The sequence below is a fragment of the Allobosea sp. LjRoot9 genome, assembly GCF_964252745.1.
Classification (GTDB): Bacteria; Pseudomonadota; Alphaproteobacteria; order Rhizobiales; family Beijerinckiaceae; genus Allobosea.
The window spans coordinates 223131-232478 of sequence record NZ_CAXUPC020000005.1; the positions used below are offsets into that span (position 1 = coordinate 223131).

The 9348-nt window shown below is 64.9% G+C and carries 11 protein-coding genes; 4 read left to right on the forward strand and 7 right to left on the reverse strand.

The annotated features are described in order from the left end of the window. Positions 1-81: 81 nt before the first annotated feature. Positions 82-756, forward strand: a complete 675-nt coding sequence (locus tag ACSQ3P_RS20830; RefSeq protein ID WP_436167393.1) for an outer membrane protein — start codon at positions 82-84, stop codon at positions 754-756. 347 nt (positions 757-1103) lie between these two features. Here the strand turns inward: ACSQ3P_RS20830 and ACSQ3P_RS20835 are convergent, their stop codons facing one another. Both ACSQ3P_RS20835 and ACSQ3P_RS20840 read right to left on the reverse strand, forming a co-directional pair. Continuing rightward, on the reverse strand, positions 1104-1709 hold the full coding sequence (locus tag ACSQ3P_RS20835; RefSeq protein WP_436167394.1) for a glutathione S-transferase family protein: 606 nt from the start codon (positions 1707-1709) through the stop codon (positions 1104-1106). A gap of 44 nt (positions 1710-1753) precedes the next feature. Then, the gene (locus ACSQ3P_RS20840) at positions 1754-2605 is read right to left on the reverse strand and encodes a 23S rRNA (adenine(2030)-N(6))-methyltransferase RlmJ (protein WP_436167395.1); all 852 of its coding nucleotides are present in this window, start codon (positions 2603-2605) and stop codon (positions 1754-1756) included. A 2-nt stretch (positions 2606-2607) separates the two neighbouring features. Here ACSQ3P_RS20840 and ACSQ3P_RS20845 point away from each other — a divergent pair, with 2 nt between their 5' ends. After that, complete coding sequence (locus tag ACSQ3P_RS20845; RefSeq protein ID WP_436167396.1) at positions 2608-3084, forward strand: hypothetical protein; 477 nt, start codon at positions 2608-2610, stop codon at positions 3082-3084. Here the strand turns inward: ACSQ3P_RS20845 and ACSQ3P_RS20850 are convergent. Both ACSQ3P_RS20850 and ACSQ3P_RS20855 read right to left on the reverse strand, forming a co-directional pair. Next, entirely contained in the window at positions 3081-3752 is a 672-nt protein-coding gene (locus tag ACSQ3P_RS20850; protein ID WP_436167397.1) for a ribonuclease T2 family protein, read from the reverse strand. The two genes, ACSQ3P_RS20845 and ACSQ3P_RS20850, sit on opposite strands and share 4 nt — an antisense overlap. A 17-nt stretch (positions 3753-3769) precedes the next feature. Continuing rightward, a complete protein-coding gene (locus ACSQ3P_RS20855; RefSeq protein WP_436167398.1) occupies positions 3770-4231 on the reverse strand; it encodes a hypothetical protein in 462 nt (153 codons plus the stop codon). Between the two features lie 303 nt (positions 4232-4534). Here ACSQ3P_RS20855 and ACSQ3P_RS20860 point away from each other — a divergent pair, with 303 nt between their 5' ends. Next, the gene (locus tag ACSQ3P_RS20860; protein ID WP_436167399.1) at positions 4535-5170 is read left to right on the forward strand and encodes a pyridoxamine 5'-phosphate oxidase family protein; all 636 of its coding nucleotides are present in this window, start codon (positions 4535-4537) and stop codon (positions 5168-5170) included. Between the two features lie 65 nt (positions 5171-5235). On the opposite strand, the gene ACSQ3P_RS20865 is transcribed toward ACSQ3P_RS20860, so the two are convergent. After that, positions 5236-6336 carry a TRAP transporter substrate-binding protein gene (locus tag ACSQ3P_RS20865; RefSeq protein ID WP_436167400.1) on the reverse strand — a complete coding sequence of 367 codons (1101 nt, stop codon included), beginning with the start codon at positions 6334-6336 and terminating at the stop codon, positions 5236-5238. Positions 6337-6439: 103 nt separating this feature from the next. After that, entirely contained in the window at positions 6440-7573 is a 1134-nt protein-coding gene (locus ACSQ3P_RS20870) for an iron-containing alcohol dehydrogenase (RefSeq protein ID WP_436167401.1), read from the reverse strand. A gap of 141 nt (positions 7574-7714) precedes the next feature. Between ACSQ3P_RS20870 and ACSQ3P_RS20875 the strand changes: the two genes are divergently transcribed. Next, positions 7715-8416 carry a FadR/GntR family transcriptional regulator gene (locus ACSQ3P_RS20875; protein ID WP_436167402.1) on the forward strand — a complete coding sequence of 234 codons (702 nt, stop codon included), beginning with the start codon at positions 7715-7717 and terminating at the stop codon, positions 8414-8416. Here the strand turns inward: ACSQ3P_RS20875 and ACSQ3P_RS20880 are convergent. Then, positions 8403-9320, reverse strand: a complete 918-nt coding sequence (locus tag ACSQ3P_RS20880; protein ID WP_436167403.1) for a DMT family transporter — start codon at positions 9318-9320, stop codon at positions 8403-8405. The genes ACSQ3P_RS20875 and ACSQ3P_RS20880 overlap by 14 nt on opposite strands. Positions 9321-9348: the final 28 nt, after the last annotated feature.

The window sequence follows — 9348 nt, forward strand, 5'->3', positions numbered from 1 at the left end:
CGCGGCATCGTCTTATATACGGTTCATCGAATTCACCCGCCGCGCCTCAAGCCGGCACTAGCGACGACTAAGGAGTATACCATGAAGAAATATCTGCTTTCGAGCGTCGCGGCTCTGGGCCTCGTCGCCGCCGGCGCCGCCTCCGCCGCTGACCTGCCGTCCCGCAAGGGCCCGGTCGTCGCTCCAGTGTACGCCCCGATCTTCACCTGGACCGGCTTCTACGTCGGTGTGAACGCCGGCTACGGCTTCGGCAACTACGACGTCAAGGGCGCCGTCACCAACACGATCGGCGATCCCGATGGCTTCATCGGTGGTGCTCAGGTCGGCTACAACTACCAGTTCGGTCAGTTCGTTGCCGGTCTCGAGACCGACCTGCAGTACTCGGACATGAAGTCCAGCCGCGCGAACCTGATCGGCGGCACCAACAAGGGCGAGCTCGAGTACTTCGGCACCGTCCGCGCCCGCTTCGGCGTCGCTTATGACCGCTTCCTGCCGTACATCACCGGCGGTTTCGCCTATGGCCAGAACAAGGTCACGGTCAGCGGTCTCGGCATCTCCACCTCCGACGACAACACGCATTTCGGCTATACCGTCGGTGCTGGTCTCGAATACGCCTTCACCAACAACCTGACCGCCAAGGTCGAGTATCTCTACACGGACCTCGGCGAGAAGCGCTACTTCAGCGCCGCTGGCGTCGGCACCAAGATCGGCAACGACTTCTCGGTCGTCCGCGCCGGCCTGAACTACAAGTTCTAGTCTCAATCCCCTCACAGGGCTTGATGAACCCGGTGGCTTCGGCCACCGGGTTTTTTTGTTGTCTGAAGCGCGTCGTGTTCGGGCTTGCGTCGCTCCAACAAGCCGCGTTGGAGCGCGAGGATTTAGAGTGTTTTCCATTCACCTCTTGCCCCGTCATTGCGAGCGCAGCGAAGCAATCCAGAGGGCGTAGAGCGAGCCCTCCTGGATTGCTTCGTCGCTCACGCTCCTCGCAATGACGATCAAGCTGCGTGCAAAACGACTTAAAACGGAAAACGCGCCGTCATCCCGGATGACAGCGCGTTTCCAGCAGAAGACAGGCCGCGTTCGCGACGCCGAGTTACGGTCGTTCAGCCCTTGAAGCGAGTCGCCTCGAAGGCCGGCACCTTTGCCGCGAAGGCGTCGAGCCAGGCGACGAGCGTCGGGTAGTCCGGGCGCCAGGACCCGGCGAAGCGCAGATCGAGATAGCCGAGCGCGCAGGCGAGCGCGATCTCGCCGATGCGCGGCCGGTCGGGATAGGCGGGAGGCGCGACTTCCAAGGCGATCAGCGCCCGCGAGACCTTGCCCGCCTGATTGGCGACCCAGGCCGCATTGCGGCCTTCCTCGGGACGGAAGCGGGTCTCATAGACCTGCAGCAGCGCGGCATCGCAGATGCCGTCGGCCAGCGCCTGCAGGCGCAGCTGCGGGAATCGAGCCTCGCCGGCCGGGATGATTTTGCCGCCGCCCGCGAGATGGTCGAGATAGTCGACGATGACGCGCGAATCGAACAGCGTGGTGCCGTCCTCCAGCACGAGCGTCGGGATCTTGCCGAGCGGGTTCTGCTGGCGCAGCGGGTCGGCCGGGTCGTTGGTGTCGGCGGCGACGATCTCGATTGTGTCCATCAGGCCGAGTTCGAGCGCTGCGATCTTGACCTTGCGGCCGAAGGGAGAGGCGGGCGAGGAGCGCAAGGTCAGCATCGGTCGTATCCTGGTCGTGGGAGAAAGGCAGGCGAAGGGGATGGTCAGCCGTCCGGACGGATCGGCTCGCAAAGGTAGCGCGGGCTCGGCCCCTGCGCGAGACGTTCGGTCAAGGCAGGCAGCAAAATTGCGGCCTCCTCCGCCAGCTTCCAGGGCGGATTGACGATGAGCAGGCCCGTCGCGCTCAAGCCACCGGCGGCTTCGGGGCGATCGACGTCGATCTCGAGGCGCAGCAGCCGCCCGATCCCCGCAGCGAGGATGGCGCTGGTGAGATTGGCGACGGCGACGCGGTCCTTGACCGGATACCAGAGCGCATAGATCCCATTGGGCCATTTGCGGTGAGCGGCGATCAGCTCCGCCTCCAGCGTCGCGAATTCGTCCTTCTCCTCGAAGGGCGGGTCGATCAGTACGAGGCCGCGCCGTTCCTTCGGCGGCACATTGGCGCGCAGGACGTTCCAGCCGTCGATCGCCAGCGCCTTGCAGCGCGAATCGCGCCCGAGCACGGCGGCGAGCTTCTTATGCGTGTGCTCGTGCAGTTCGGCTGCGATCAGCCGGTCGTCGGCGCGCATGGCGTGGCGGCAAAGCCAGGGCGACCCGGGATAGGCGTCGGCGCCATAAAGCGCGCGCGCACCCGCCAGCGCATCACGCCAGGGCTTCAGCAGCGCTTCGACGGCGGGCGACAGCGGCGAACGGTCGATCCGGGCGACGCCGTCCTTCCATTCATGGGTGCGCAGCGCTTCTTCCGAGCCGAGATCGTAGCGGCCGGCGCCGGCATGGGTGTCGACGACGCGATAGGGCGTGTCCTTGGCGTTCAGATGCGTCAGGATGCGGGTCAGCACGACATGCTTGAGGACGTCGGCGAAATTTCCGGCGTGGAAGCCGTGACGATAGTTCATGCTTGTATCAGGACGTCTTGATGGTGATGGCAAAACAACGTTGGGATTCGCCCCGGATCAGAATATTTTTGGCCATCTTATACCTGCTATGGTTTCTCTCAGAATGGTTCGTTGATGGATTCGCTGCTCAGGGCAATTCATGCCAAGGCAACTGCCTATACATGTTTTATGGGCGCCTTCGCCAAGTGAATTTCTTGAATTTTCTGCCTGCGGTGGTGCCGATGGTGATTTATTTTTTGCTCAGGCATCATATCGTCTTCAAGATCATTCTTTTAATTTTATTCTATGCTGAAGTTTTGGCGAATTTTTATCGGTATCAAACGACCGAATTCTACCGCTTTCAAACTGGAGGGTGGTGGTTTCTGATTATGCTTTTTTCTGCCTATGTGATGCCAGTGTATCTGGCAGCAAGAGGTCTCGTATGGCTCGCTGATAGATGGCGAGCAAACCGCCGACGTGTTCATCCTACAGAAAGTTAGCGTGGCGCGACGACAGTGATGTCGCGGGTGCGGCAGCCGGAGCGGTCGACCTCCTGGCAGGTCTGGAAATTGCGCAGATCCTTGCTGAAGCAGACGCGCACCTCCTGCAGCACGCCGCGCTTGCAGCCGACCGACATCATATCGGTGCGCAAGCCCGGATTGGCGGCCACAAAGGCGCGCTCGATGTCGATCGCCGTCCAGCTCTGGTCGCTGTCGGCTTTTGCCAGGGAGGGCGGGATCGCGATCTTGTCGCGGGCGCGGCGGATGTCGGCGAAATAGTCGCTCGGGCTCGATCCCGAGCAGGTGCCGTGCTTGCGCCATTCATAGCGGGCGAGGCTTTCGCTCGGGAACAGGCCTTGCGCCTGGTCGAGCGCGATTCGCGACGGGGTGCGGCCGGACGGGCCGCAATCGCTGGGGTAACCGCGCTCATATTGCGGCCACAGCCCGTGCACGACGAAGCGCAGATTGGCGCCGCTGGCGCATTGCTCGCGATTGCGGTCGCTGCCGCCGTCGAGTTCGCAGAAGCCCGGCGACCAGGACAGCGCCAGCACATAGAAATCGAAATCGCCGGGCTCGGCGCCGCGGTTGTTGCGGCCCTGCGCCAGTGCCGGCAGGCCTGAGAGAATCAGGCCGGCGAGGAGTGTGGCGGCGAGGCGCAGCATGGCCATGGCGCGCGGTCGGCCGTTCAGGGCCGCGCCATCTTGCAGTCCGGCGCATAGGAGCGGTGCCGGTCGAGCCCGCTGACGCACCAGTTGACGTTCCAGGTGTAGCCGAACAGGCCGAGGCTCTCGCGCACGGAATAGTCGACGCGGTGCAGGCTGCCATCGTTCAGCGCGACGCGGCCGGTACAGAAGCGGCGCGGGATGAAGTCGTCGCCCCAGGGCCTGAAGGCGACAGGCCTGACGCGGTCATAGGTCACGACCTGGAGCGGCCCCCAGAACTTGGCCTCGCGCGAGTTGAACCAGCTGCTGAGCTGGCCCAGCACGGCAGGGTCCTCGCAAGCCGGCAGGTTGCCGTACATCGGGATGACACGGTTCTCGGCGATGTCGGGCGGCGCGACATGGCGGCGGCTCGATGCCTCGGCAGGCAGTACTGCCGTCAGGCAAGCGAGAGAGAGCAGGGCGGTTCGCAGCATAGTGCGGCGCATGGGAACAAAGCCTCGTGCAGGTGGGCGAGATTATGGCGCACGATGGCTGGCGGCGGAGTCGGGGTCAAGGCGCTCGCATGCGCGTCAGAGCAGGATGCGAAAAAGTGGGAACCGGTTTTTCGCATAGATCCTGCTCTAACCCTTTGATGAGAGACGGATTCAGATTTGATATGGGATCACTCTGTGATCCCATATCAAATCATCCGGCTCTAGTGCTGCTGGGCATGCGCTGTTGCATTTCGATCCGGTCTGGTGCGGCCGGCCGGTTCGTGGAAACTTCGTCAAGTGCCGCAGGAGGATGGAATGACCGCGACCTTCGATGATCCCGCAACCCGGATCGAGGATCCGGCGCAATTGCGGAGCCATATGGGAGCGGTCGCTCCGCTCGCCGAACGCAAGGTCTTGAATCATCTCGACCAGTTCTGCCGCGACTTCATCGCGCTCTCACCCTTTCTCGTGCTGGCGAGCGCGGACGAGGCCGGACGCGCCGATGCCAGCCCGCGCGGCGATGCGCCCGGTTTCGTCCGCGTGCTGGACGACAAGACCCTGCTCATCCCGGACCGGCGCGGCAACAACCGGGTCGACAGTCTCGGCAACATCCTCTCCGCGGCCGGCGTCGGCCTGATCTTCATGGTTCCCGGCATCAGCGAAACCCTGCGCGTGAACGGACCGGCGCGGGTGACGCGCGACCCGGCGCTGCTGGAGCCTTCGACGGTTCAGGAGCGGACGCCGACGATCGGCCTGCTGGTCGCGGTCGAGGAGGCGTTCTTCCATTGCGGGAAGGCGCTGATCCGCTCGAAGCTCTGGGATCCAGCGTCGCAGGTCGAGCGCGGCAGCTTCCCAACGCTTGGCCGCATCGTCGCGGAGCAGACGAAAGTGATCGGAGTCGCGGAGTTGGAGGCGACTCTGGAAGAGGGTTACCGTACCCGGTTGTATTGAGGGATGCCGGCAGAACGCGGTCTCCGGGCCGCGTGCGGCGCGCCCCGGAGATTTTGTGCTGCCCGTCAGCGGCGGCTGCGCGAACGGATCTGGTAGGCGTCGTAGTTGAACTCGGCGACCTGCTGCCAGAGCAATTGCTCGTTGCGATACGCCATCATGTGGTCGTGCAGCTTCTTGAACATCGGGTTCTTGGCGCCGATTTCGCCGTAGAGTTCATTCGCCGCCTTGGCGCAGGCATCCATGATCTCGGGCGAGAAGGCCCGCAACTGGGTTCCCGACGCGATCAGACGCTTGATCGCAGCGGGATTGACGTCGTCATATTTGGTGATCGTCAGCGAATTGGCCTGATGCGCGGCGGCGACGAAGATCGCCTTGTCGGTGGCGCTGAGTTCATTCCACTTTGATCGGTTGATCATCAACAGGATGGCGGATGCGCCTTCCCACCAGCCCGGGTAATAATAATAGGGCGCGACGCGGCTGAAGCCGAGCTTCTCGTCGTCATAGGGACCGACCCATTCCGCCGCATCGATGGTGCCGCGTTCCAGCGCCGGGTAGATGTCGCCGGCGGCGATCTGCTGGGGCACGGCGCCGAGCTTTGCGATGACCTGGCCGGCGAGGCCGCCGATCCGAATCTTGAGGCCCTTGAGATCGTCGACCGTTTTGATCTCCTTGCGAAACCAGCCGGCCATCTGGGCATTGGTGTTGCCGATCGGCAGGCCGATGACATTGTACTGAGCCAGCAGTTCATTGAAGAGCGCTAGCCCGCCGCCCTGAAAGAACCAGGCGTTTTGCTGGCGCGTGTTGAGGCCGAAGGGGACCGCCGCGCCGAAGGCGAAGGACGGATCCTTGCCGACATAGTAGAAGGAGGCGGTGTCGCAGCACTCGACCGTGCCGTTCTGCACGGCGTCGAGCGCCTGCAGGCCCGGGACGATTTCGCCCGAGGCGAAATGCTGGAGCTGGATACGGCCGCCCGACATGTCCGAGACGGCCTTGAGGAAGATCTCGCCGGCTCCGAAGACGGCGTCGAGCGCCTTCGGGTAGCTCGATGTCATCCGCCAGCTGACCGCTGCTGCGGGCTGCTGGGTCTGGGCGGAAGCGGCCGCCGTGGCGAGGGCCGCGCTTGCGCCGGCCAGCCCGCTCATCAGCATGTCACGTCTGTTGGTCATCCCGGTCTTCTCCCTTTTTGGCCCTTCTGATCTTGGTGTCGGCGGGCCTTGTGCTCGACGATGCACGGGCCGACATGGCCCGTGCGGTATGCGACGGAGGTTCTCAGCCGAAGGAGGCCTCCAGCATGGCGGCGTAATCGGCGGCGCTGGCGGCACGCGGGTTGGTCGCGCTCGAATGGTCCTTGGTCGCCGCCTCGGCGATGGCGGGAATCACGCCATGCGGCAGCCCCATCTCCGAAAGGCTTCCGGGCATGCCGAGATGCCTGACCAGATCGGCGATCCAGGCTGCAAGATCGGTCTCGGCCGGCAGGTCGAGCGTGGCGCGGATCGTGGCGTATTTCGCCTTTGCATCCGGCTCGTTGAAGCGCAGCACCGCCGGCAGCAGCACGGCGTTCAGCGTGCCGTGGTGCAGCGAGACCTCTTTCAAGCCACCGAGCGGGTGGGAGAGCGCATGCACCGCGCCCAGCCCCTTCTGGAAGGTCAGGCCGCCCTGGAGAGCCGCCATCATCATTTCCTTGCGGGCTTCGCGGTCGGAGCCGTCCTTGACCGCGCGCGCGATGAAGGCGACCGCGCGCTTCAGGCCATCAAGCGCGATCGCCTCGGCGGGGGGATTTTCGCGCGGGCTGAGATAGGTCTCGATGCAATGGGTAATCGCATCCATGCCCGTGGCGGCTGTCAGCCAGGCGGGGAGGCCCAGCGTCAACTCGGGGTCGCAGATCGCCAGCCGCGGAATCAGATGGGGCGAGATGAAGCCGAGCTTGCGCCCGTCGTCGAGCGTCACCAGCGCAGCGCGGCCGACCTCGCTGCCGGTGCCTGCGGTCGTCGGAACCGCGACGACCGGAGCCACGGCGGACGTGATCCTGCCGATGCCGCCGAGAATCGCCGCATAGGTCTCGAGCTTGCCGTCATGGGTCGCAAGCAGGGCGACGGCCTTGGCGAGATCGATCGGTGAGCCGCCGCCGATCGCGACGAGACCATCGCAGCCATGCTGCCGGTAGATGGCCAAAGCGGCGAGGGTCGCGCTTTCGGTGGGGTTGGTCGGCGTGGCGTCGAAAACCGGGGCGGTGGCGAGCAGGGGCGAGTGCGCGCAGATGCCGGAAATCAATCCGGCGCCGACGATTCCCTTGTCGGTGACAATCAGCGGCCTGGTGACGCCGAGCCCGGCCAGGTCGGCCTCGATGCCGGCGATTTCGCCGAAGCCGAATTTCACGGTGGTGAGATAGGTGATCAAAGCCATGATGGTCCTCGCCAGGGTGCCGGCGACCATGCGCATGGTCTACGCTGCCCTGCCGGGCTCTGGTCTTACCGGTATGGCCACGAATTGACACGCGTCGCCGGAGCCGTCAACGGCTATGATGGAATGGCAGGGGAGAGGACCATGCGGGTCGAGAAGGACAGGCGGCCGGTCACCACTCAGCTGGTCCAGCAGATTCGTCGCCTGATGGCCGAGACCGGGTTGAAGCCGGGCGACCGCCTTCCGCCACAACGCGAATTGGCGCAGCGGCTGGGCGCGAGTCGGCCGACGGTTCGCGAGGCGGTCCTGCAATTGGAGGGCATGGGACTGATCCGGATCGAGGCCGCCCGCGGCGCCTTCGTCGCGGAGGGCTTCGACCGGCCCGAGGCCGACCTCACGGGCTGGACTTTCGAGCAGCGCTTCTCCGAGGTCGAGATCTACCAGCTTCGCTTCGCGCTGGAGGGCTTCACGGTGAAGCTCGCCGCGCGCCACGCCTCGCAGGACGACATCGCTCGCCTCTCCCAACTGAACGAGGCGATGCGCGAAGCGATCGAGCAGGCCCGCTTCCTCGATGCGATGGAATGTGATTTCGCGCTGCACATGGCCATCGCGGAGATCGCGGGCAACCGCTCCATCAGCGACATCATCGGCCTCTACCGGCCGATCATCACCCGGACCCAGCGGCCGCCAATCCTGGAGCCCAGCCGCCTGCAGGAGGCTTTCATCGAGCACGGCGCCATCCTGCGTGCCCTGAGCCGACGCGATGGCGAGACCGCCGCCATCGCGATGCGCCACCACATCGTCCAGTCGTCGGACCGGATGAAGGTGCCCTTCATCGCGAGCTGAGGTCAGGCGAGGAGGAGATTTCGACGTCCTTCGCGACGAGCCGCGTTGCCGCGCGGCGTTCGAGCAGGAGCAAAGCAAGCCCGGCCGCGACGATCAGGGCCGAGCCGAACAGCATCGCCGGCGTCGGCCAGTCGCCGAAGACGAGCCAGCCGAAGAGCAGCGCCCAGACGATCAGCGTGTACTGATAGGGCACGACGACCGAGGCTTCGGCGAGCTTGAGCGAGCGCGTGACGCAAAGATGCGCCGCCATTGCGACGATGCCGAGAAGGCCGAGAAGCGCGGCATCGGCCAGCGTCGGCGTGACCCAACCGAAGGGCAGCAGGACAAGCCCCATGATGAGTGCGCCCAGCGTCTGCCAGGCGACGAGGGTGACGTCTGGCGTGCCGCGCAATTGCCGCCCGGCGATCATCATCGCCGCGAACAGGAGGCTGCCGGCGAGCGCGATCAGCGCCGGCATCGAGAGGCTCGCGCTAGTCGGGTTGAGCGCGATCACGACGCCGATGAAGCCGGCCGTGGCGGCAAGCCAGCGCGCGGCGTCGACGCGCTCGCCGAGCAGGACGGCCGCCAGCACCACGACCCAGATCGGGGCCGCGAGCCAGATCGTCATCGTATCCGCCAGCGGCAGATAGGAGACGGCAAGATAAAACAGCGCGACCTCGCCGGAGCCGAAGATCACGCGCAGGATCTGAAGGCCCGGCCGCTCGGGCCTGAGCGTGCGCATCACGCCCTGCTTGAAGACGAAGGGCAGCAACAATGCGAGGCCCGCAGCGCTGCGCAACAGCAGCACCTGGCCGACCGAATAGGTGGCGACCAGCCATTTCCCCATCGCGTCGTTGAGCGAGAACATCAGGATGCCGATGAGCATCATAACGATGCCGTTCAGGGTCGCGTTTCGTGAAGGCATGACGGACGACAGGCGGCTCCGGAGCGGG

What these genes read in the sequence shown, in the direction of transcription:
- ACSQ3P_RS20835 (WP_436167394.1), bottom strand. Translation starts at nt 1,709, where the DNA reads ATGCTGACCTTGCGCTCCTCGCCCGCCTCTCCCTTCGGCCGCAAGGTC.
- ACSQ3P_RS20875 (WP_436167402.1), top strand. Translation starts at nt 7,715, where the DNA reads ATGCGGGTCGAGAAGGACAGGCGGCCGGTCACCACTCAGCTGGTCCAG.
- ACSQ3P_RS20855 (WP_436167398.1), bottom strand. Translation starts at nt 4,231, where the DNA reads ATGCGCCGCACTATGCTGCGAACCGCCCTGCTCTCTCTCGCTTGCCTG.
- ACSQ3P_RS20880 (WP_436167403.1), bottom strand. Translation starts at nt 9,320, where the DNA reads ATGCCTTCACGAAACGCGACCCTGAACGGCATCGTTATGATGCTCATC.
- ACSQ3P_RS20830 (WP_436167393.1), top strand. Translation starts at nt 82, where the DNA reads ATGAAGAAATATCTGCTTTCGAGCGTCGCGGCTCTGGGCCTCGTCGCC.
- ACSQ3P_RS20865 (WP_436167400.1), bottom strand. Translation starts at nt 6,336, where the DNA reads ATGACCAACAGACGTGACATGCTGATGAGCGGGCTGGCCGGCGCAAGC.
- ACSQ3P_RS20860 (WP_436167399.1), top strand. Translation starts at nt 4,535, where the DNA reads ATGACCGCGACCTTCGATGATCCCGCAACCCGGATCGAGGATCCGGCG.
- ACSQ3P_RS20840 (WP_436167395.1), bottom strand. Translation starts at nt 2,605, where the DNA reads ATGAACTATCGTCACGGCTTCCACGCCGGAAATTTCGCCGACGTCCTC.
- ACSQ3P_RS20850 (WP_436167397.1), bottom strand. Translation starts at nt 3,752, where the DNA reads ATGGCCATGCTGCGCCTCGCCGCCACACTCCTCGCCGGCCTGATTCTC.
- ACSQ3P_RS20870 (WP_436167401.1), bottom strand. Translation starts at nt 7,573, where the DNA reads ATGGCTTTGATCACCTATCTCACCACCGTGAAATTCGGCTTCGGCGAA.